We start from the raw sequence: 22,557 nt of genomic DNA on the forward strand, positions 1-22,557 counted from the left end.
CATGTTCGACATCATTCTCTGGCCCTTCAAATGGATTGTTTCTGCAGTCCTTTGGGCATTTCATGAACTTTTCACCGCTATCGGCATGGACCCCGGATCGGGCGTCACCTGGGTATTGGCCATCATCGGCCTCACCCTTGTCATGCGAACCCTGACGATCCCGCTTTTTATGAAGCAAATCAAGGCCATGCGTGGCATGCAGGAACTGCAACCTGAGCTTGCTAAGCTCCAGGCCAAATACAAAGGGAAAACCGATCAACTTTCCCGCCAAGCGCGGGCTCAGGAACAGATGGCGCTTTACAAGGAAAAGGGCTCTAACCCGCTAGCATCCTGCCTGCCTATTATCGTGCAGATGCCCATCTTCCTCGGCCTTTTTCAGGTGCTCAACGGTATCCCTAAGGCGGCAGCTAATGGCCAGGGCATCCTGATCCTTGACAATGTTAAGGTCGAAGAATTCAACGACGCCTATATCTTTGGTGCCCCCCTCTTCTCCACCATGACGCACCCCGGCAACGGCAACCACACCGCAACTATTGCCCTGGCCGCAATCATGGTAGTGCTGATGAGTGCAACCCAGTTCTACATCACCAAGCAACTCTCAGCTAAGAACATGTCGGATGCCGCTAAGGAATCCCCCATGTACCGCCAGCAGCAGATTATGCTCTATATTTTGCCTCTAATCTTCGCAATCTCCGGTATCAACTTCCCCCTAGGTGTGCTGATCTACTGGACCGTTTCTAACTTCTGGACCCTGGGCCAGCAGTACTGGGTTATCAAGAACAACCCCACCCCCGGTTCTCAGGCTGAACGCGAACTCAACGAACGCCGTGCCGCTAAGGGCCTTCCGCCCGTTGGCAAGACCAAGGAACAGCACGAGCAGGAACTTGCTGAACAGCGTGAACGCGCAGCCCGCGGGCAGCGCCAGCAGCCTGTCAGTAAGAAGCGCCAGAAGCAACAGAATAAAAAGAAAAATTAGCGGTAGCTACAGGAGAAAACATCATGACTGAAGCCCCCGAAACACCGGATGCCGCGCTAGAAGACAACTTTGAAGACGAAGGTGACATTGCCGCTGACTACCTTGAAGAGCTCCTCGATATCGCCGATATCGATGGAGACATTGACATCGAGGTACGTAACGGCCGCACCTATCTTTCCGTAGTCACTGAAGACGGTAACAATGAGGACCTTCAAGCCCTCGTGGGTAAGAACGGCGAAGTGCTCGACGCTCTTCAAGAGCTAGTGCGCCTCTCTGTGCTGGCCACTACCGGCCAGCGCACCCGCCTGATTTTGGATATTGCAGAGTTCCGGGCTGGCCGCCAGCAGGCGCTGCTCACCATAGCCGAAACAGCTATCGCTCAGGTCAAAGAAACAGGGCAGGAAGTCCACCTGGAGCCCCTGGGCTCCTACGAGCGCAAACTGATTCACGACATCGTGGCAACCCACGGTCTCTACTCTGAGTCTGAGGGCTCCGGGCCCGGCCGCCACATCGTCATTGCACCGGTAGAGGACTAAAACGTGAGTGAAGAAAATACCCAGCTACCTGAACTGGTCGGCCCCTCCCTGGTGGCTGCTGACCAAATCTTTGGTGACCGCCTCCCCCTTGCCGAACGCTACGTTGAGCATTTGGCAACTAGCGGTATTGAGCGTGGTCTGATTGGTCCGCGTGAGGTTCCTCGTCTCTGGGAGCGCCACGTGCTCAACTGCGCAGTTATCGAGGAGCTTATTGAGAAGGATGCCAAAGTGGTGGATGTAGGCTCCGGAGCGGGGCTTCCAGGGCTCTGTCTGGCTATTGCCCGCCCAGACCTCCAGATAACTCTGATTGAGCCTCTGGAGCGCCGAGTTATTTGGCTGACAGAGGTAGTTGAGGACCTGGGATTAGACAACGTAGGCATCCTGCGCTCGCGGGCTGAACAGGCCGTAGGGCAGGTGGAAGCAGACTATGTGACTGCTCGTGCCGTATCTGCCCTGGTAGGGCTTCTGGATATCACTCTGCCGATTCTGCGCGGTACCGGCCAGCTTCTTGCTCTCAAAGGGAAGAGTGCGGCAGATGAGATTACTAAAGCATCCAAAAAACTTACCCGATATGGAGCGAGGGAAACTGAGATTCTTATTGCAGGTCAAGACCTGCTAGAAGAACCCACCACAGTGGTTCGGGTTAGTTTGTAAAACCCACTAGAACTGGCACTCTTCCCTAAGGTCCGGCAGTCCTGAGCGAACTGCCGGACCTTTTTGTTGCCTAGTGCATGGTAAAACCGGGGTGTCGGCATTGAGATTTTAAGGAGTGTTTCATGTGAAACATAAAATAAAATTTTATAAAACAACCTATATAAAGCGCTCTATGTGTAGAGCTTTAGAGTTTCCTCAGGAAGCGGGTAGTCTTATACAGACGAGAACATAGACCTACCCAGGGGAGAACCCGGTGCCCACTATCTCAAACATTCCTGATTTTGGCTTACCCCCAGAACCTCAAGATGCGACCGCTAAGCCCGATCGCGGTTCCCATGTTTCACGTGAAACACGTGAAAAACTCGAACGCACCGACAGTGTAGCCATTACCCAAAACCCCATTGCACAGCAGGCATACAGCGCTAAGCAACAACTGCAGCAACTTGATGGTGAGCAGCTGGGAAGGCCCGCTGAAGCCCGAATCTTTACCATCTCTAACCAAAAAGGTGGAGTTGGCAAGACATCTACTGCCGTCAATCTTGCTGCCGCCTTTGCAAGTAAGGGAATGAATGTCTTGGTCATTGATAATGACCCGCAGGGGAATGCCTCGACAGCACTGGGTATCGATCACGGTATTGACGTTCCATCGATTTACGACGTACTGGTCGATGATAAACCACTGGCGGATATCGTCCAGCCGTGCCCCGACCTTGAAAACCTGTGGTGTGCACCTTCTAACATTGATCTTGCAGGTGCTGAGATTGAGCTGGTTTCTATGGTTGCCCGTGAAACCAGGCTCAAGAATGCACTTTCAGATTATATGGCGGCTCGGGAAATGGCGGGGGAGCCTCGGCTGGACTATGTCTTCATTGACTGCCCTCCCAGCCTGGGGCTGCTCACCATTAATGCCTTTGTTGCCGCTCGTGAAGTCCTCATCCCTATTCAGTGCGAATACTATGCGCTGGAAGGGCTGAGTCAGCTCCTAAAAAATATCACTATGATTCAGAAGCACCTCAATGCAAATCTGCATATTAGTACCATCCTTCTCACCATGTATGACGGTCGAACCAATCTTTCTGCTCAGGTAGCAGAAGAGGTGCGTGAACATTTCCCTGAACAGGTTCTCGATGCTGCTATTCCTCGGTCGGTGCGTATCTCTGAGGCACCAAGCTACCAGCAGACCGTCATCAGCTACGATCCGCAGTCATCGGGTGCAATTGCTTACCTTAAGGCCGCCGTTGAAATTGCCCACCAGGGTGACTAGCGCCTTGTAAAGAATCTTTATCTGATAAATATTTTTTCTAAAGCTAAAAGAAGACACTGGAATCTCGCTGTCTAGCAAGACCAGTGTCTTTCTATGAGCTTTTACTCCATTAGACTTGGACAAGAAACAAAACCTAAGTGGCATGGAGGTCCGTATGGCAGAAAAGAAGCGTGGGTTAGGTAGGGGGCTAGGTGCTCTTATTCCCGAGGGTACTAAGTCACAAGCTACCCAAGATACGCCCGATAATAAGGCGCCTGCTAGGTCTACTCGCAGCTCTACCTCGAAAGCCGCTGCAACTAAGTCGGAGAAAAATACCGAGAAGCCTAAGTCTGTTTCACGTGAAACACCCAAGAAAAAACGTCCAGAGAAACGCGCCGATATGGGAGCTGCCTTGCGGAGCACTACAGGGTCACGTCGCCCAGTAGATTTCTTCTTCGGGGAGGACAGCGCAAAAGAAGCAGCCGCATCGGAGATCCTAGTACCCGTTCCAGGTGCAAACTTTGCGACCCTCAATGTTACTGATATTCACCCCAACCGTAAGCAACCCCGAACTGATTTTGATGAGCACGATATGCAAGAGCTCGTGCACTCCATCAAAGAAATCGGTGTTTTGCAGCCCATCGTGGTGCGTCCCAGCCGCGAAAATGGCCTTGAAAAGTACGAGCTTATTATGGGTGAGCGCCGTTGGCGTGCAACCCAGCGTGCCGGTCTCGATACCATTCCTGCCATTATCCGTGAGACTCAAGATGAAGATCTCCTCCGTGATGCTCTGCTGGAAAACCTGCATAGGTCCCAGCTCAACCCTATTGAAGAAGCGGCTGCTTACCAGCAGCTTCTTGAAGAGTTTGGGACTACCCAAGAGCAGTTGGCCCAGCGTATCGGACGTTCCCGCCCTCAGATTTCTAATACCATCCGACTGCTCAAATTGCCTGCTCTGGTCCAGAGGCGGGTAGCTGCTGGGACTATTTCAGCCGGGCATGCTAGGGCTCTTCTAGGGCTAAAAAAAGCCTCCGAGATAGAAACACTCGCTCAGAAAATTGTGAATGAGGGCCTATCTGTTCGTGCAGTTGAAGAGTTTGTATCAGCTGGTACTGAGGGTAAGAAGCCGCAAGAACCCAAGACCACTAAGGTCCAGGACCACTCCCAGCGCCTTGACTACCTTGCGGATGCCCTTGGTGACAAGCTTGATACTAACGTCAAAATTTCCCTAGGCGCGCGCAAAGGGAAGATGACGATTGAATTTGCCTCAGTTGATGATCTAAACCGTATCCTTGATCTCATCGACCCCAAGATAAACAAAAAGTAGGTTTGTTCTGGTGTGGGCATTCCTTGCCGGCCCTGTGTTTGCTAAGGATCTAGGCGGTGCTAACTTAGCCATAAATGGACGAGCTGTTTCACGTGAAACAGCTCGTCCATTTATAAATATTTGCGCTTCAGTAGGCAGTTGCGCAAGGAAAATGGTAAGGGGTCGAAGAATGCTCTGTCTTACCCTTTTTGAGCTGGATAGGGCCTCTTTCGATGTTTTTAAGGGATCCAGAGGAGGCTAAAACCCCTCAGTGGCCGTCTAAGGGGCTATTTTTATGCCAGATAGGTATTTATCTACTCTAGGTGGCTTTAGGGCCTTAGGGGCGAATCTGGAGGCTGTATTTTTTCTTGAGGTCACCTAAAAAACTGTTCTACCGCGAGCCGTCAGGCTAGGGAATCAAATCTTGAGAGCAGCTTACCCCGGAACTATAGGGATAGTTCTTTGGCAAAGAGATGGGGTGCCTCTAGGTATGCCCCTTTGAAGCAGAATCGGGGTAATGTGTATTTGACTGCATTAACTGCACTAGCGCAGTGGTAACTCAATACCGATCTGCTTAGGGCTCTAGGGTATCGCAAAATGGTCCGAAAATCAGACTTCTCTATATTTATCCCTCATCTAGAATATTTTACTGTCATAGAGGATATTTAAAAGGGGATCGAGCTGGAGAGCATTCCAGAATTCATCATGGGAACTTTATTTTTAGCTTTAACCGCTGGTGGTGAATATGTTGTTGGGCGATGGGGAATCGATAAAGTTCGGTGCGGTGAAATAAGAAATAAAATTAATAAATAAAGTTTTTTAGGGATATTCTGACGCAACCTATGGATAATTACGGTTCGGTGGTAGCACCGGAGTTTTTACCTGGAGTGGAAAAATTATCTGGTGATATCGGGTCTAATTCTCTCCTCTTTAATCTTGAAAAACCCCTTGATTCACTAAATGGAAAGTAGGGGTTAAATAGGTTTTGTTTTAGGTAGATACCGAATATTTCCTACGGGTTGTTTCACATGAAACAAATATAAGTATACCAATATAGGTTGTTTATCAAACTTTTTGGACTGAATTCGGTGTATCAGGGTTGCCTATTCTGGGGAATAGAGTTTCTGCAGGTGTATGCTACTTGAGTCATCTGCTGGAAAATAGAAAATATTTTTTACCCTCACCTCATTTTGAATATTTATCTTTTGGATATAGATGTACTGGGGTGTAAATATATTAAAAGTTTATGTTTGGGAAAATTTATAGCTTCACGCAGATCTGTTAGCCCACCCTAGTTTTGACTGTAATTATCTTAAAATAGATTCCCCTATGGGTCTCGACGGGGAATCTATCTAGTGTCTTTTTAGCTTTCCCATATCTACTGATAAATCAAGGCATGCTTTATGACTTTACTGTGACTCTGTATAAACACATGCGGGTCGGTGTTTCACGTGAAACACCGACCCGCATGTACTGATGATGCAGAACCGGTCCTGCATCATCGAGGCCTTACTTGAGAAACTCTGCGAATTCCTGCTCCAGGGCAGCCTTAGGCTTAGCGCCTACGGTCTGCTTGGCGACCTCGCCGTCCTTGAATACATAAATTGCGGGAATAGAGGTAATGCCGTACTTCATGGCGGTAGCAGGGTTGTTCTCGACATCGAGCTTAAGTACCTTGACCTTGTCTCCATATTCCTCGCCAATTTGGTCGATAACGGGGCCAACCATACGGCAGGGGCCACACCATTCGGCCCAGAAATCAACAATAACGGGCTTATCGGAGCGGAGGACTTCATCGGCAAAAGTTGCATCAGTAACCTGAGTAGTCATAGGAAATAACCTTTCGTTGGCGTATCTTGAGGGGGAAATTAAAGAGATTCCAGGTAGTGCTGTGCATCAATAGCGGCTACACAGCCTGATCCTGCGGCTGTAATAGCCTGGCGGTAGGTGGGGTCAATAACGTCACCCGCAGCAAAAACACCGGGGATAGACGTGCGGGAAGAACGACCATCTACGGCAATGGTGCCTTCGGAGGTGAGCTCCAGTTTGCCCTGTACTAGCGAAGTTCGGGGGTCTGAGCCAATGGCAACAAAAACACCTTCAACATCAAGGGCGCTGTCCTGGCCGGTCTTAATATTGGTCAAGGTCAGGCCAGAGACCTTATCTTCGCCGTCAATGGACTTCACAACGGAATCCCAGATCACTTCGATCTTGTCGTTGGACAGGGCACGCTGGGTCATAATCTCTGAGGCGCGGAAGGAATCGCGGCGGTGGACCAAATAGACCTTAGATGCAAAGCTGGTCAGGAAGAGAGCCTCTTCCAAAGCGGAATCGCCGCCACCGATAACAGCCAGAGCCTTCTCTTTGAAGAAGAAACCGTCACAGGTTGCACACCAAGAGACACCGTGCCCTGAAAGGCGTGCTTCACCCTCAACGCCCAGCTTGCGGTATTCCGACCCGGTAGAGAAAATAAGGGCCTTGGCTAGGTGAACAGAACCGTCAGCCAAAATGACTTTCTTAATATCGCCTTCAAGCTCCACTTCGGCCACATCTTCGTAGCGGATATCAGCGCCAAAACGCTCTGCCTGAGCGCCGATATTGGTCATCAACTCAGGGCCCTGGATTCCCTCAATGAAACCGGGGAAGTTCTCGACCTCAGTGGTAGTCATCAGATCGCCGCCGGGGGATACCGATGATGCAAAGAGAAGAGGCTGAAGATTAGCTCGTGCGGTGTAAATAGCCGCAGTGTAACCTGCGGGGCCAGAACCCACAATAATCACCTTGTGAACGGGCTGCTCGGCTTCTCGGGGCTTCTCTGCCGCGGTCTCAGAGGCTTGTGCAGGAGCCTTCACCTTGAGGCCGGCAGAGCCATTGAAAAGGCCGCCAAGAGCGTTATCTGTCATGTTTCTCCTTGAGAATCTATGTGTTGCAGGGCTTGTGCAATATAACGGCGGGTGGGTGGGTAATATTCCCAACCCACCCGCCGGCAGCTGCAAAGGTTTAGTTGATACTGATTTCAGCGATACGAAGACCGTAAGGGTAACCAGCAACAATGGGCTGGCTCAGCTGAGGCGCCGCAGTGAACTTAATGATGATGTACTTGGTTTTGCCCTTCTGGGCGTCCTTATTGAGCTGTACAGTGGTTTCCCCGCTCGCTGCAAAACTGCCAGATCCAATTTCCTTGCCGCCATCTGCAGAAGCAGTTTCAGAGGCATAGATGGTGAATTGGCCGCCGGTACCTGAAACCTGGTTGATAGTAATGCTCTTAACTGTTGTTGCCTCATCTAACTTAGCCAAGAGGTAGACAGAATCTGCCAGGCCCCCAAAATTGGGCGAACCAAAAGCCAAGGATGTCCAGGTCGTCGCTTCATTCTTATCGGTCAGATGAGCCAGCATAGAATCACTTTCGGCCATCAGCGTTGGTGATGAAGGAACTAAGCGAGTAAAAGTCCCGTCAATCTTTGGGGCAGCAGATTTCTCTGCCGGAGCAGAGGGCTCCCCAGCTGCAGAAGCCTTACCATCTGATGCTGCTCCTTCTGAAGCAGAGGCGCTAACGATTGTTTCGCCCGAAGTCTCTGAAGACTCACCGGACTTTGAAAGCCCACCCAGGGTCACAAAGACAGCTCCAGCGCCAATCACAAGCAGGAGGGCAGCTGCGATGCCCACAATCCAGACACCGCCATTACGGTCAGTTGGTTCGTCCGCTTCGTAGTAGCCATCTTCTTCGGCATCGTACTCTTCAAATTCTTCTGCTGGCTCATCGGCCACCTCATCCACAGACCTGATAGCAGAGATCGCCCCGCCACCGATTGTGCTGGCTTCTTTAGCAACCACATAGGTGTTGGGGGCCGCCATAGACCCCGTATCACCGAAAATTTCCTCCCCAAATTCTTCGGTATTTCCGCTCTCACCTTCAGTCAGCAGAACATCGAGGAGAGTGTCAGGGCGAGAATGGGAGGTAATGAGGTAGGTGCTGTCATCTTTGTTGCCCAGGTCAAGAACCTGGACTGCTGAACGAGTCAGAGTCGTTGATTTGCGTGCATTTGTAACCAAGAGACGATTGTGTTCGGGCGCGGCAACAACTATAGAAACCTTGCGACCCAATACCTGGTCTAGGCCATCGAGCACTGCATCGCCGCCCGCGGTTTCCAAAACATGCGCGGTGACTTTGTAGCGATCTCCCAACAGGGTGTTAAGAGGAATCTGCGGTGTCAAAAGGGGCCTCCCGTTTGAATGGTTCTTTGGTATCTGATACTACCTGCTAGCACGGACACGGCGAGTAAGCACACCGACTTTATTCATAATCGGGTTGATTAGGGTATCTAATTCTTTGACTCGGAAAATTAAGAGGAATGCATAGTAGGCAACTGCCATGACGATGCCCCCCAGCAGCACCGTGAAGAAAGCACTGAGTCTTGACTCCCAGGCGAACCCATCAAAGCTATAGCCACCCAGAAGATAGAGAGCAACAACGCCGAAGACCCCTGCTCCCAGAGATGCAAACGCAACTTTAGCGTGAGTCAGGACGATACCTCTCACATCGTAGTCACCTAGACGGCGTACCAGGACCCGGTGGCTCAGATAGACCGCCAGAACATTCTGGAGGGCATACGTTAGTGCAAGGCCGTAGATAACGTGCTGGGGGGATAGTCGCGATGCTGTAAAACCAAGGGCAATAATAACGAAAGCAGAGAAAAGTTGGACGTAGAAGGGGGTCTTTGCATCCTCCTGGGAATAGAAGACACGGCCCATCATGAAAGCAATGGTGAGGAAAGGCCCACCAAGGGCGATTATCGCTATGGTTTGGCCAATGACTGCACCGGACTGTTGGGAGCCGCCACCGAAAATCATCCCTACAGGCCCAGCAAAGACCACAAGAACTACAGCACAGAAGATAGTTGCAATCGAAGCGGTCCTAAGACCCGAAGAGAGTGCGGAGGCAACAGTACTGCGATCATCCTCCTGGGAGGCGGCAGACATACGATTGAAGAGCACCGTGGCAATCGACAGGCCAATGACACCGTGGGGCAGAGAATAGAGCATGGACGAATAATTCAGGGCCTGAACACCCGGAATCTGGATACCGGCGGCCAATAACTCTTCGCGAGAACCCACCACGCCAGCAGCCACCTTGGTCAGATACATAAAAGCCAGGTTAGAAATCACGCCGGTTGCCAGGGTCCAACCTGCCAGGTGGGCGGCAGTGCCCAGTCCAATACCGCGCCAGCCAAACTTAGGTCGTAACCGTAGCCCGATTCTTCGGAGCGGAATAAAAAGAATCAGTGACTGTAAAGCCACACCTAGGGTGGCAGATCCTGCCAGAACTAGAGTCTGAGCTGAGGTCCAACTGTCTAGATTATGGTAGGGCGGGTTAGTGGTGACGTCCTGGGGCCCAAAAAGGAAGATGAAGACGATGAGCGCCGCAATAGCAACCACATTGTTGAGCACAGGTGCCCACATATACCAGCCAAAAGCCCCGCGAGCGTTCAGGACCTGGCCTAGAACTGTGTAGAGGCCATAGAAGAAAATCTGGGGTAGACACCAGAAGGCGAAAATAAGACCGAAGTGCTGCTGCTCGGGGCTCCACCTGCTACCCATGACCTGGATAATAGGCCAGGAACACAGCAGGACAAGGGCAGTAATAGCTGCTATACCGCTAACCGCAAGTGTTACCAGGCGGGAAACATAGTCAGAACCGCCATCATCATGCTTGGCTGCCTTGATAATCTGCGGCACCAGCACAGCGTTGAAAATACCGCCGGCCACCAGAACATAAATCAGGTTTGGTAGGGTGTTAGCGGTTTCAAAAATATCGCCCACAGTGGTTGTAGAACCAAGGGCAACGGTAATCAGAAAAGTTTTGGCAAACCCTAGAATCCTAGAAACCAGGGTTCCAGCAGCCATAATCGCGCTGGAAAGAGCACCGGAACGTGCCACGGGAATCCTTATCTAATCAGGAGCTAGGAAAGCTGGTGAATGATGTATTCGCGAGCGATTTCAGCGATACGCCGCTCGTTGGGGAAAGAGAGCTTGCGCCCCAAATCATCAATATTTACCCAGGCGACATCTACCGCCTCATGATCGGGATCATTCTCAGTAGTCAATTCACCCCCGGTTGCGGAGAACAGAAAGTGGTGGACGGTCTTATGGACTCGATTCCCCGAGACGTTGAACCAGTAATCGATGCTACCCAAAGAAGTAATGACTTCCCCACAGATGCCAGTTTCTTCCTCAATCTCACGGGCAGCAGCGCGAACCTTAGATTCATCACCTTCGGGGTGACCCTTGGGTAGGCACCATTCGAGACGGCCACCGCGATTGACTCGGGCGATGATGGCTACAGGCAGATTTCGGTCGTTAAAGTCGACAATCACACCGCCTGCGGAGACCTCCTCGACCGTGGGCATGGCAACGAGGGGCGTAAAAGTCCGCCTCTTGGGTGCCCGTGGAATAGGAAAAGTCATGTCTCTACCTTAACCGATATGCGGGGACGATGTTTTAAAAAGGTAGGTGTGAGTGGTAACTTGTGCATTTTGCTGGCACGATTGAAGGGTTATGGCGCATGTATTTGATACCTCTTTGATTCACCCTGTGGCCCTTGAGGCGGGCGAGCTGTTTAACCGCGCAGGATTTGAGCTCTCCCTGGTGGGAGGGCCCGTTCGTGACCTTTTTCTAGGGGAAACATCGGTAGACCTGGACTTCACCACCAACGCCACTCCGGACCAGACCTTAGAAGTAGTCAAAGGGTGGGCAGACGCCACCTGGGAAATCGGCAAGGAATACGGGACCATCGGAATCCGTAAGGGCAATGAGATGGTCGAAATCACCACCTACCGCGCTGAGAAATACGATTCTGATTCCCGTAAACCGGTCGTGGCTTTCGGAACTGACCTTGTAGATGACCTCCTCCGGCGTGACTTCACGATTAACTCAATGGCCCTGCGCCTGCCGTCTTTGGAGCTTGTTGATCCTTTTGGCGGTCAGCGAGACTTAGAAGCTGGGATCATTCGAACACCTGGCACCCCTCAGGATTCTTTCTCCGATGACCCGCTCCGTATGATGCGTGCCGCCCGGTTTGCTTCCCGGCTGGATATTGACCTTGCTCCTGAGGTTTTTGAAGCCATGACCGATATGTCCGAGCGAATCACTATTATCTCCGCTGAGCGCGTACGTGATGAACTGGTCAAGCTTATTTGCGGGACAGCGCCCCGCCGCGGTGTTGACTTGCTGGTGGAATCAGGCCTGGCTTCCTATGTCTTACCAGAGATCCCGGCCCTTAAGCTAGAAGTTGATGAGCACCACCGGCATAAGGATGTCTACCAACATTCCTTAACCGTTATGGAACAGGCCGCTTCACAGGAAACGGATAATGATGGTGCGGTACCCGGCCCTGACTTTATTCTGCGTTTTGCTGCTCTCATGCACGATATCGGTAAGCCCGCTACCCGTAAGTTTGAAGAGAACGGCTCTGTGAGCTTTTTGCACCACGATGTAGTGGGTGCCAAGCTGACTAAGAAGCGGATGCGGGAACTGCGGTTTGATAACGACACTATCAAGGCTGTTGCTCGGCTGGTAGAGCTTCATATGCGTTTCTACGGATACGGCGATGCTGGTTGGTCAGACTCTGCTGTGCGGCGCTACGTGCGCGATGCGGGAGAACTGCTGGAACGTCTGCACCGCTTGACTCGTGCCGATGTCACTACCCGCAACAGGCGCAAGGCTCACCGCATCTCCTCGGCCTATGATGACCTAGAACGCCGCATCACTGAACTTGCCGAGCAGGAAGAGCTGAACTCTCTGCGCCCGGACCTGGACGGCGAGCAGATCATGGCAATTTTAGGCATTAAGCCCGGCCCGCTGGTGGGGCAGGCCTATAAGTTCTTGCTGAATATGCGCTTGGATGAAGGTGCCTTGGGTGAAGAAGAAGCTACTTGGCGTCTGCGGGCATGGGCAGCTGAACAGGGGATAGGGCAAGTAAGTTAGAGCCCGAAAGATAGGGTTAATCGATTTTCCCTAGAGTTTGTGCCTTGGAAATATTGGCTTGAGCCTTGGAACTATTGAATAGATAGTAGCTAGGAGATCATCGACCTGTAGAACCCTGCCCTATATCTGCAAAAATGGTGGGCAGGTTTTGACAGAGCAAAGATAGATCCAAGGGGTGACCAAAAATATCAGCGATAGTTTGGCGTTTGCTGAGCTCCTGAAGAGAAATAAAAGTGCTCTCTGGAGTGAGCTTCTCGTGGGCAACAATGAAGAATTTTCCCTCCTCGTTTCGGTAGAGGGCAAAGCTTTCCACCATGGCACCGGGCAACCATACTGACAGATAGGTCTGCTGGGGTGGCTGGGCCACAAGGGGCAGGAAAATCGTGATGTGCTGATTGGCTTGAAGATAATGCCAGCTTGGTGCTATCTGGCTATCTACACCAACTAGTTGCTGGGGTAGAAGCTGGTTAGGGTGAGGTGGATGAGCTAGCAGGCTGCTGACTGCATGAGCAAGGCACAGGGCATCTTCAAACTCTTGTGAGGGGAGCATCTGAATACGGCTTGTGCTCGCGTCTTGATCCCAAAGCGGCCCTTCCCAAGAATCTTCCCACAGCGCCTGTTCAGGTAGCTGGTGGATAATTTGTTCACTGTCGGTGTCTCTGTCCGTTTCTCACCTTCCACCACCAAAATATTCTCCAGGATTCATCCTTTGGATGGATATCAGTATGTCCAAAACCCTGTAAGGTTCAGAGAAGAAGAATCCCCCTATTGCAGAGGACACCCATGCTAGAGGTCAAAAACCTCACCAAACGCTACGGCTCTAAGACAGCCGTCAATGACCTAAGTTTCACCGTCCCCAACGGCAAAGTTACCGGCTTTTTGGGCCCCAACGGTGCCGGCAAATCAACCACCATGCGCATGCTGGTCGGCCTCGAAAAGCCCACCCAAGGGAAAGCTCTAGTAGATGGCTCACCCTACCGTTCCCTACCTAGCCCGCTCTCTAGCCTTGGTGCCCTACTCGATGCCAAAGCCATGCACCCCGGTCGAAGTGGGCTGGCCCATCTGCGCTCGCTGGCTCTGACCCACGGTATTCCCAAGACTCGTGTTGATGAGGTCATCGAAATGACTGGCCTGAGTGCCGTAGCCAAGAAGAAGGTTAAGGGCTTCTCTCTGGGTATGGGCCAACGCATGGGTATTGCCGCCGCTCTGCTGGGCGACCCTGAAAATATCATCCTGGATGAGCCCGTCAATGGTCTTGACCCGGAAGGCGTCATCTGGGTGCGTAACCTGGCCCGGCACCTAGCCAGTGAAGGGCGAGCTGTCCTGATTTCTTCCCATCTCATGAGTGAGATGTCTCAAACGGCCGATGACCTTATTGTGATTGGGCGTGGCCGCATGCTGGCTAACTGCTCGATGGAAGAGTTCCTCACCATTGGTGATCAGAATAAAGTGCTGGTTCGCACCGATAGCAGAGAGGCTTTTGCCGGTGCCCTCCAAGAAGCTGGCTATGCTTTTAGTGCTATTGACACGGACGGTCTGATGGTGGAGCAGGTAGCTTCTCGTCACCTTGCTGAGCTTGCGCGTGACCGTGGTGTGTTACTGCATGAGCTCACCCCACAGGTTGCCACGCTGGAGCAGGTCTACATGAATATGACCCGTGATGATGTGGAATACAACTCAAGCACCTTTGAATTGGCCCAGGTGCAAGCAGAGAACATTCCGGATACGCCTTGGGGAACTAGCAGCAACGAGACAGGGGAGAAGAAATAATCATGGCGAACACATCTCTTGCGGCTCCGGTGAGCCCTTCTCAATTCGCCGGTAAAAAACTCACCTTTTGGGGCGTGATTCGCTCGGAATCGCTCAAGTTCCGGTCTTTAGTTACCAACTGGGTGATAACGCTAGTGACCGCTCTGGTCATGATTGGAATGGCACCGCTATACGCCACGATCCTTAACTCAATGGCTCGAGACGCTGAGAGTCTGGCAAAGATGTCTGAACAAATGGAACAGACCAACGCCGGGATCGAAAGTATTACTAATTTGGCATATGCGATGGGTTCTTCCGGTATTGACCTTGCCAATATGCTGGTTGCTTCTCTTGCGGCAGTCTTTATCGGTTCTGAATATTCCACTCGGTCAATTCAGGCGGCCTTGACCGCTGTGCCCCGGAGAACAGGTTACTACCTGGCAAAACTTATCGTCCTGTCTGTCTACTCCTTCGTACTCGGTGTAGTCGTTACGGGCATCGGCTACTGGGTTGGCTACGCAGTTCTTGATAGCTCTGTGAAAGATACCCTAGAGTTCAACAACGGGCTGATGCTTAACTGGGTAGCTGCCGGTATCTACTTCATGTTGATGGCCTGGATGGGGTACGGCTTTGGCACCCTCTTCCGGAACAATGCTGCGGGCATTGTCATGGTCGTTGTGGTTTTCTTCATCCTTCCCATCATTGCGGCCATTTTTTCGGGTCAAGTGGAATGGGTAGCTGATGCGATGAATTACCTGCCCTCTTCTCTGGGGCGAGTAATTTTGACCTATGATCTGCGAGCTGATGCGGATATGGGCTACCTGGAGGCTGGCTCCTGGTTTGCGCTCTGGGCCTTTATCCCGGCCTTGCTCGGCTACCTTCGGTTCCGTTTTTCGGATACCCGTGGATAATTTTTATCCCTGGAAGGTGTAGCTTACACATACCGGTGGGCGGTGGAGTTCTGATAAGCAGAGCTCCAGCGCCCATTAGTTTGCGACTTACTCCTGTGGCTTGAATAAATATGTTTCTTCTATCTTGAAATGATTGATCGCGGAGGCAAAGATACACCAGCGCTCCGGCATACAATGGTGGCATGGTTGAGCGTGACAAAAATGAAGAGCAGAGAAGTGCTCGCTCTGTCTTGCACGCTCACGGGGAGCAGCTTCGTGAAAATTTTTCCGCTTCGGTGCAAAAAGTGGGTCGGTTCTCTGGCCAGGTAGGTGAGTTCTCTGAACGGGCAGCGGGTATTCTGACCCGCAGAGATGCCCGTAGCATCAAGATTCGTTTGACCCTAACAGCCCTGTTCGTGTCGGTGCTTGCCCTGGTAATTGCGTCGGTGGGTAACTACTATTCCCTGCCGCATAGTCCAGAAGAAGCCGCTGAACAGTATATACAGGCGCTTCAGCGTGGCGATTATATCGACGGTCTGGACGAGGAAGCCTACAGAAGCTTCACATACACCTATCTCACCAACACTATCTACAGCTCCGCTCAAGGACGGGTGGAAAGCTATACCATTTTGAGTTCCGCCCCTGAGCCGGATGACCATGCTGAAGTCACTGTGCGGGCCCTTGCCAACGGGCAAGAACACGATTTTGTACTGCCATTTGTACTGGAGCCCAGAAGCGGCCCCTTCAATGACACCTGGAAACTAGCGACCTCAGCACAGAATTATCTGCAGTTAACCACCCCTGTGGATCTTTCAGAAATTACAGTCAACGGCCACTCTCTGAGCCTGCCTAAGACACGCCGTCTTAGGGTTGACGGGGGCTATTCTTGGCTGGTTCCTCTCTTGCCCGGTGCGTACACCGTCTCGTTACCTTCAACGTCCTATTATGTACTTTCCCCGGTAGAGCGCACTGTGACTAGCCCCCTGCCCGACGGGAGTAACGAAATATCCCCCCTAAACTTGGAGGTCCGCCCGTCCCCCCGCATGTGGAGAGAGACAGATGAACTCATTGATTCCTGGCTGAGTCGCTGTGAGAGTTCACGAAGGCTCGATGTCGTGGGGTGTCCCACCTCCGCTATCTATGGGAATGACTCAACTGTAACTATCAGTGATGTGCAGTGGAAGCTCGTCTCTCGACCTGCGTTTTACCTGGTTCAAGATACCGCCAAACCTAGCCTGTGGCATGCCTCTGAGCATGAACAGGCTGTCATGGATTTGACCTACCTAGCAGACGGTAAAGCCCAGCGAGAAATCATCACATTCACTATTGACGCTGAGGTAGTCTCAGATGGAAACCACGCCGATATTAGCGTCGGTCTGGGAGATAAAAAAACAAGTAGGGAAGAGCTACAAGAATCTGTTTCTGATGACGTTCTCTCCCAACCGACTCTCCAACAATTTGCCGCTACTTCTTAGGCGGACTCGAAGCAGGAAAGCATGTCTGAACAACCTCAGCATTACAGCCCCACCTACATCAATAACCCTGGGCACCCCTATTCATACGCCCAGGGCCAGCCTGTTTATATTGTCCAGGCCAAATCGACTCTCGTGGCCTACCTGCTCTTTATCTTCCTGTGGTGGCTAGGTGCCCATAAGTTTTACCTCCGCCAGCCCTTTATGGGGATTTTCTACCTTGTAGGGAATGCCATTGCGGCGGCCCTGACAGCAGGTATTCCTTTTGTTGGCTGGATATCTTATGCCCCCTTGGCCATTGTCATGCTGTGGGATCTCTTCACCATACCTGTGCGCGTAGGCTACCTCAATGCCCTGATGAAGAGCCGGGCCACCTACAGGAGCTAAGCCACTGGGAGTGGGAGCTTAGGTGCCCTGAGAAACAGCTCACCTACAGTGCTGCGGGCAACACTCTTTAAAACCTCAAAACCCTGCCTAAACCCTCCCTACTCCTGTAAAGTGGGTGGAGTCTGTGCTGGTGCCAGCCAACACCTGAGCCCGGGCAGACAGTACGTAATCTCCTGCTATGGAAATCCCATAGCCGCTTAGCCCAAAGGAGGGGTTTAATCATGCGTGCATACGAACTGATGGTTATCCTCAACCCCGAGGTCGAGGACAAGGCTGTAGAGCCCACCCTCACCAAGTTCCTCGAAGTTGTCACCAAGGACAACGGCACCATCGAGAAGATGGACATCTGGGGCCGACGTAAGCTCGCTTACGAAATCCAGAAGAAGAGCGAAGGCATCTACGCCGTTGTTAACTTCACCTCAACCCCCGAGACTGCTGCTGAACTGGACCGCGTTCTGAACCTGAACGAGTCCGTCATGCGCACCAAGATCATCCGCCCGGAAGATCAGCAGATCTCCTCCAAGTAAATGTTTGAAACGGGGCGAGGAAAACTAGGTTAACCTCCCGCGAGGGGCTTCTAAAATGTCAGACCCCCGTGCAAAACTTCAAATACTTACTCTTATAACTACGACCGGAGGCATCACATGGCTGGCGACACCGTCATTACCGTAATCGGTAACCTGACAGGCGATCCTGAGCTTCGCTTCACCCCCAACGGGGCAGCGGTAGCTAACTTCACGATCGCGTCAACCCCCCGCAACTTTGACCGCGCATCAGGCGAGTGGAAAGAAGGCGAGACCCTCTTCCTGCGTGCCAGCGTATGGCGTGAAGCTGCGGAGAACGTCGCTGAAACCCTCAAAAAGGGTATGCGCGTTATTGCGCAGGGCCGTCTAAAGTCCCGCTCGTATGAAACCAAAGAAGGCGAGCGTCGCACTTCAATGGAGCTAGAGATCGAAGAAATCGGTCCCTCACTCCGTTTTGCATCCGCTAACGTATCCCGTAACCAGCGCTCAGGTGGCAACTTTGGTGGCGACCAGGGCTTTGGTGGCGGCTACAACAATGCCAACCAGGGCGGCTACGGCACCCCTGCCCCGCAGGCAAGCCCCGCAGTTCCTCCTCAGGCAGCTCCCCAGCAGGCACCGGCTCCAGCCGCTGACCCTTGGGGCCAGCAGTCCGGCGGTAACTATGACTGGGGTAGTGGAGCCGACGACGAGCCTCCCTTCTAAGGTGCTGGCAGGCACTTACCTGCCATATGCAGAGGAGGGTGCACACCAAGTGTCCTTCTGTGAACAAGACCAAATATTCATCCATCCCGCGGTGAGAGCCGCGGGCTCCCAAGAGAAAAAGGAGCACCACGATGGCTAAGGCTGAAATCCGTAAGCCCAAACCCAAGCAGAACCCGTTGAAGGCTGCAGACGTTACCGTAATCGACTACAAGGACGTTGCACTTCTGCGTAAGTTCATCTCCGATCGCGGCAAGATTCGTGCCCGTCGCGTTACTGGCGTAACCGTTCAGGAACAGCGCAAGATTGCTCAGGCAATCAAGAACGCCCGCGAAGTTGCACTGCTGCCCTACTCAGGCGCTGGCCGCTAAATCGATAGGAGAGTAGAAGAACATGGCTAAGATCATTCTTACTCAGGAAGTCACCGGTCTCGGTGCTGCTGGCGACGTCGTTACCGTTAAGGACGGCTACGCTCGTAACTACCTGCTTCCCCGTGGCTTTGCAGTCACCTGGACTGTAGGCGGCGAAAAGCAGGTTGAGTCAATCCGTGCAGCTCGTGTAGCTCGCGCCAAGGCTAACCTCGAAGAAGCTAAGGCAACTGCGGCTGCTCTGTCGGCAAAGCCCGTTGTTGTCGCTCACAAGGCTGGCGCTGACGGCCGTCTCTTCGGCACCGTCAAGGCTGAGCACGTAGCTGAAGCTATTGAAGCTGCCGGTGCAGGTTCAATCGACAAGCGCGCTATTAACCTCGGTTCCGCTATCAAGCGCACCGGCGTTTACACTGTTTCCGTGCGTCTGCACGAAGACGTTGTAGCCAACGTTGAGCTGGATGTTGTAGCCGAGTAATAAACTCGTTTATTACCCGTTACGGCCAACCTAAAAGCCCCGTTTTCTCCCGTCAGGAGAGAACGGGGCTTTCGCATGGTCTGAGACTGTGGCGCACTGTGGGGTAGCTGTGGCTAATGTGGTGAAACTGGCGTGTGTAGTGGGTCCGTAGTATTCGGGTTTTCCAGGTTGGTTTGGCATGCTAGAGGGTATGGCTAAACCTACCCCGCGCCCTCAGAGTACCCAGACCTTTATTGCCGCTGTCGTAACTGAGGTAATTTCACTGATATCCCTTGTGTTGGCGTTTGCGGTCAACATTGGACCCCCCTCAACGGTTTTAGCTACCCTGCTAGGTTTTATGGTTCTTTCTGTTCTAGCTGCAGCCCTAGCTTTTATCCTTGCCCTGGTGGGACTGATCCGCTTTTCGCGGCACACCGGTGGCTTTATCGCAGTGATGGTGGTTTCGGTCCTTGCTAACCCTGTTCTGTGGTTCTTTATTATTGGTTCTTTTGCCTAAGAAGAAGTTTTGCAGTAAAAAACATAAATACCCAGCTTGTTCCCAGGTAACTTAAAACCCACCATAAGCCTAGTGAGGTTATATAGAGGTATTAGCTTGAAAGGCTATAAGAAGCGAATGTGTGTGTGCTTCAAAGTCAGGTAATGCTGAACCTGTCTTTCATCGGAGAGTGGCGAGACCAGTATGGGGGCCTCGCCACTTTTTGTGCCTATCTGCGGTCTTCCCTGCACCCGACGGTGCTCTGGAGGCAAGAGAGGAACAGATATTCTCAGTCCGCCCACAGAAACAATCTATATCGCGCTCAGGCCGCTGGAGCATACTGGTAGTACAGGTTCAAGGGAAGAACAGCCGCAAGGTGGCCGGTTCTTCTGGACCTCAAGAAAGAAAGTGTGTATTTTGCATGGGTCTTTGATCGATGTGTAAATGTGTGTAATGGTGGTGCCGGGTCGCAGGAACCCGCACCACAGCTTTAATAGCTTAACATTATGCAAAATATAATAGGCCGTGTACCTCAAGGGCGTGTAGAGTTCTGTGGCTTATCGAATGCGTCTTAATCTGCACATAATAGACCCATGAAAGTTTTACTGGCGGTTGATAAATTCAAAGGAACCCTGAGCGGTTCGCGGCTCTGCGAAGCGCTGGCTGCGGGGATACAGAGTGTAGCACCTCACTATTCCGTGGTGCATTGCCCTATTGCTGATGGTGGTGATGGCACTGTCGATGCCGCTCTGGCCGCAGGTTACACCGAAGTGCAGTGCCAAGTGACCGGCCCCTTCTCTGGTCAGAAAGTTACTGCCCGCTACGCCTACTCTGAAGCTGAATATACCGCCGTCCTTGAGGTCGCTCAGGCTTGCGGTATGGCTTCATTGACTTCTGAACAGCTTGATACCTGGCATGCTACCTCCTACGGCGTGGGAGAGCTGCTGCTACATGCGGTAGAGAACGGGGCACAGGTAGCTATTGTTGGCCTGGGTGGCTCTGCTACTACTGATGGGGGAGCGGGTATGCTTCAGGCGCTCGGTGTAAGTTTCTGCGACCGGCTAGGTAGGGAACTTGCTCCCGGCGGCGGTGCCTTAGCGGAACTAGCAGGCGTGGATATCTCCGGGCTAGATGCCCGCTTGCAGGACCTCAACATCATTGTTGCCAGTGACGTTACCAATCCCCTTGTTGGCCCTCATGGTGCGGCGGCAGTCTATGGGCCACAGAAGGGAGCCACCCCGGAGCAAGTCCCCTTACTGGACCAAAACCTTGAAAAGCTAGCTGTCCTCGTTGAAGAATCACTTAATGTTTCACGTGGAACATTCGCGCACGCACCCGGGGCCGGGGCGGCTGGTGGGTTGGGCTTTGCCTGCATGTCTGTTCTTGGTGCAAGTGTGAGCCCCGGCGTGGATATCTGCTGTGAGTTCACGGGCTTCTACGATGCGCTTGCTTGCGCAGATCTTGTTGTCACCGGGGAAGGCAAATTTGATGAGCAGACCCTCCAGGGGAAAGGGCCTGCTGGCGTTGCTGACGCGGCGCACCAAAAGGGTATCCCTGCCATTGCGGTGTGCGGTATCAATGAACTGCGTCAAGAACAATATCAGGGGGCAGGTTTCACCGCTGTTTACTCGGTAACAGCCGATACCCAGGCAAGGCTGGCAGAGTCGCTAGCTGACCCGGCTCCCTATGTGCAGGAGCTAGGTGCGCTGATAGCGCGTAATTACCTTGAACCCCCAGAGGAAATCAAAGCCGGTCAATAAACGATTTTACTGGGTTGTTTTACTTCTTTTTCCAGTAGCCTTTTGAATACCCGTGGCCCTTGGGAACCCCTAGCTCCCGCCGTACCCATGCTCTGAGTGGCTGGATAGAACCCGACTCTCCTGCAAGCCAGGTAAAGATAGCGCCCTGGGGCAGGGGGTAAGACTGAACGGCATCAGCTAGCGCCCCGGGCAGGGTGGAGTCGACCCAAACCAGCTCAAAGTTTTCGGGTGCATCAATCTGCTGGTGTGAATCCGGGCCTGCTACCTGGATAAAAGCTACACCCCGGGCATCGTAGGGCATGGACTCGATCCACCGAGCCATGCCGGGTAGTCCGGTTTCGTCCCCTGCAAGCAGGTAGAAATCGTAGTCGTCACTAATCTCGTAGCCGGACTTTGGGCCCAGAAGGTGGATGAGGTCCCCCACCGCTGCCTCCTGCGCCCAGGTAGTGCCTGCTCCTGATTCATGGAGAACGATATTGATTTCAAGCGCCCCGGTTTCTTCCTTATAGGAGCGAACCGTGTACTTAGTGCTCTTGGTGGGCTGGTTCCACCGCACCTTGTTTTTGGCCTGATCAGGTTCGGGGAGCGCTTCACCCTGTTTACCGGTCACAAGTCGAATATACTCACCCACCAGGCCCTGTGACTCAGCGCGGGCTTGACCGGCAGGTTCAGCTACTAGGCGCATAACGGTGGGGGTGAGTTTGCCTACCTCAGTGACCTTGTAAGGGGCGTAGCCGTTCTTGTACTTGCCGGACTTCATGGGTGCAGGGTAGGCGCTCTGTGCTGGCTTACTCGTATTTTGCGAGTCGGTTGATTCTGCCTCAGTCGGCACCTCTGGAGTGGGGGCGGCTGAAGCTATGTAAGCGGCCAAGGACTCTTCTAGCTTTTGCACCCGTTTGAGAAGTTTCTTGTGGCTCTTTCTAAGGTGCCTAAGTTCCTTGATGAGGTCTTTGGCATCATTCTCTTTGCCTTTGTTCTTCTTGCCCACGTGTAGTCCTTTCAGGTGCGCGATACAGCGGCCTCTCAGACCTGTCTGGTCCCATGTACCATGCTACTCCTG

At 52.5% G+C, this 22,557-nt stretch carries 23 protein-coding genes; 16 read left to right on the forward strand and 7 right to left on the reverse strand.

The window, feature by feature from the left end; all coding sequences use genetic code 11:
* Position 1: 1 nt before the first annotated feature.
* From yidC to ACN082_RS10075, 5 genes are all read left to right on the forward strand, one after another.
* Entirely contained in the window at positions 2–976 is a 975-nt protein-coding gene (gene yidC / locus ACN082_RS10055; protein WP_419100723.1) for a membrane protein insertase YidC, read from the forward strand.
* 23 nt (positions 977–999) lie between these two features.
* The gene (locus tag ACN082_RS10060; protein ID WP_419100724.1) at positions 1,000–1,512 is read left to right on the forward strand and encodes a protein jag; all 513 of its coding nucleotides are present in this window, start codon (positions 1,000–1,002) and stop codon (positions 1,510–1,512) included.
* Between the two features lie 3 nt (positions 1,513–1,515).
* Positions 1,516–2,166 (forward strand): 16S rRNA (guanine(527)-N(7))-methyltransferase RsmG, encoded by a 651-nt coding sequence (gene rsmG, locus ACN082_RS10065; protein ID WP_419100725.1) that lies wholly within the window; start codon positions 1,516–1,518, stop codon positions 2,164–2,166.
* A gap of 433 nt (positions 2,167–2,599) precedes the next feature.
* Entirely contained in the window at positions 2,600–3,430 is an 831-nt protein-coding gene (locus ACN082_RS10070) for a ParA family protein (protein WP_419100752.1), read from the forward strand.
* 154 nt (positions 3,431–3,584) lie between these two features.
* A complete protein-coding gene (locus ACN082_RS10075) occupies positions 3,585–4,736 on the forward strand; it encodes a ParB/RepB/Spo0J family partition protein (RefSeq protein ID WP_419100726.1) in 1,152 nt (383 codons plus the stop codon).
* A gap of 1,488 nt (positions 4,737–6,224) precedes the next feature.
* Here ACN082_RS10075 and trxA read toward each other — a convergent pair.
* From trxA to ACN082_RS10100, 5 genes are all read right to left on the reverse strand, one after another.
* On the reverse strand, positions 6,225–6,545 hold the full coding sequence (trxA, locus tag ACN082_RS10080) for a thioredoxin (RefSeq protein WP_419100727.1): 321 nt from the start codon (positions 6,543–6,545) through the stop codon (positions 6,225–6,227).
* Between the two features lie 38 nt (positions 6,546–6,583).
* Complete coding sequence (trxB, locus tag ACN082_RS10085) at positions 6,584–7,618, reverse strand: thioredoxin-disulfide reductase (protein ID WP_419100728.1); 1,035 nt, start codon at positions 7,616–7,618, stop codon at positions 6,584–6,586.
* Positions 7,619–7,715: 97 nt separating this feature from the next.
* Positions 7,716–8,930 carry a serine/threonine protein kinase gene (locus ACN082_RS10090; protein ID WP_419100729.1) on the reverse strand — a complete coding sequence of 405 codons (1,215 nt, stop codon included), beginning with the start codon at positions 8,928–8,930 and terminating at the stop codon, positions 7,716–7,718.
* 39 nt (positions 8,931–8,969) lie between these two features.
* Complete coding sequence (gene murJ, locus ACN082_RS10095; RefSeq protein WP_419100730.1) at positions 8,970–10,652, reverse strand: murein biosynthesis integral membrane protein MurJ; 1,683 nt, start codon at positions 10,650–10,652, stop codon at positions 8,970–8,972.
* 23 nt (positions 10,653–10,675) lie between these two features.
* Positions 10,676–11,179 carry an NUDIX hydrolase gene (locus ACN082_RS10100; protein ID WP_419100731.1) on the reverse strand — a complete coding sequence of 168 codons (504 nt, stop codon included), beginning with the start codon at positions 11,177–11,179 and terminating at the stop codon, positions 10,676–10,678.
* 91 nt (positions 11,180–11,270) lie between these two features.
* Here ACN082_RS10100 and ACN082_RS10105 point away from each other — a divergent pair, with 91 nt between their 5' ends.
* Positions 11,271–12,698 (forward strand): CCA tRNA nucleotidyltransferase, encoded by a 1,428-nt coding sequence (locus ACN082_RS10105; RefSeq protein ID WP_419100732.1) that lies wholly within the window; start codon positions 11,271–11,273, stop codon positions 12,696–12,698.
* 97 nt (positions 12,699–12,795) lie between these two features.
* Here the strand turns inward: ACN082_RS10105 and ACN082_RS10110 are convergent, their stop codons facing one another.
* On the reverse strand, positions 12,796–13,248 hold the full coding sequence (locus ACN082_RS10110) for a hypothetical protein (RefSeq protein ID WP_419100733.1): 453 nt from the start codon (positions 13,246–13,248) through the stop codon (positions 12,796–12,798).
* A gap of 233 nt (positions 13,249–13,481) precedes the next feature.
* Between ACN082_RS10110 and ACN082_RS10115 the strand changes: the two genes are divergently transcribed.
* The 10 genes from ACN082_RS10115 to ACN082_RS10160 all read left to right on the forward strand — a co-directional run bounded on the left by ACN082_RS10115 (position 13,482) and on the right by ACN082_RS10160 (position 21,497).
* Positions 13,482–14,468 carry an ABC transporter ATP-binding protein gene (locus tag ACN082_RS10115; RefSeq protein ID WP_419100734.1) on the forward strand — a complete coding sequence of 329 codons (987 nt, stop codon included), beginning with the start codon at positions 13,482–13,484 and terminating at the stop codon, positions 14,466–14,468.
* Between the two features lie 2 nt (positions 14,469–14,470).
* Complete coding sequence (locus ACN082_RS10120) at positions 14,471–15,358, forward strand: hypothetical protein (protein ID WP_419100735.1); 888 nt, start codon at positions 14,471–14,473, stop codon at positions 15,356–15,358.
* A gap of 182 nt (positions 15,359–15,540) precedes the next feature.
* Positions 15,541–16,812 carry a hypothetical protein gene (locus ACN082_RS10125; RefSeq protein ID WP_419100736.1) on the forward strand — a complete coding sequence of 424 codons (1,272 nt, stop codon included), beginning with the start codon at positions 15,541–15,543 and terminating at the stop codon, positions 16,810–16,812.
* Positions 16,813–16,833: 21 nt separating this feature from the next.
* Complete coding sequence (locus ACN082_RS10130; protein ID WP_419100737.1) at positions 16,834–17,196, forward strand: TM2 domain-containing protein; 363 nt, start codon at positions 16,834–16,836, stop codon at positions 17,194–17,196.
* A gap of 221 nt (positions 17,197–17,417) precedes the next feature.
* Positions 17,418–17,723: a 30S ribosomal protein S6 gene (gene rpsF, locus ACN082_RS10135; protein ID WP_419100738.1), complete on the forward strand. Its 306-nt coding sequence runs from the start codon at positions 17,418–17,420 to the stop codon at positions 17,721–17,723.
* 117 nt (positions 17,724–17,840) lie between these two features.
* Positions 17,841–18,422, forward strand: a complete 582-nt coding sequence (locus ACN082_RS10140) for a single-stranded DNA-binding protein (protein ID WP_419100739.1) — start codon at positions 17,841–17,843, stop codon at positions 18,420–18,422.
* A gap of 131 nt (positions 18,423–18,553) precedes the next feature.
* Positions 18,554–18,790, forward strand: coding sequence for a 30S ribosomal protein S18 (gene rpsR, locus ACN082_RS10145; RefSeq protein WP_004005948.1), 237 nt, complete (start codon positions 18,554–18,556; stop codon positions 18,788–18,790).
* Between the two features lie 22 nt (positions 18,791–18,812).
* Positions 18,813–19,262, forward strand: coding sequence for a 50S ribosomal protein L9 (rplI, locus tag ACN082_RS10150; protein WP_419100740.1), 450 nt, complete (start codon positions 18,813–18,815; stop codon positions 19,260–19,262).
* A 190-nt stretch (positions 19,263–19,452) separates the two neighbouring features.
* Positions 19,453–19,758, forward strand: a complete 306-nt coding sequence (locus ACN082_RS10155; protein WP_419100741.1) for a hypothetical protein — start codon at positions 19,453–19,455, stop codon at positions 19,756–19,758.
* A gap of 572 nt (positions 19,759–20,330) precedes the next feature.
* Positions 20,331–21,497 carry a glycerate kinase gene (locus ACN082_RS10160; protein ID WP_419100742.1) on the forward strand — a complete coding sequence of 389 codons (1,167 nt, stop codon included), beginning with the start codon at positions 20,331–20,333 and terminating at the stop codon, positions 21,495–21,497.
* A 19-nt stretch (positions 21,498–21,516) separates the two neighbouring features.
* Here ACN082_RS10160 and ACN082_RS10165 read toward each other — a convergent pair whose 3' ends face one another.
* Positions 21,517–22,485, reverse strand: a complete 969-nt coding sequence (locus ACN082_RS10165) for a siderophore-interacting protein (RefSeq protein ID WP_419100743.1) — start codon at positions 22,483–22,485, stop codon at positions 21,517–21,519.
* Positions 22,486–22,557 lie beyond the last annotated feature (72 nt).

Origin of the sequence: Rothia sp. CCM 9417, from assembly GCF_048513575.1 — a bacterium.
GTDB lineage: Bacteria > Actinomycetota > Actinomycetes > Actinomycetales > Micrococcaceae > Rothia.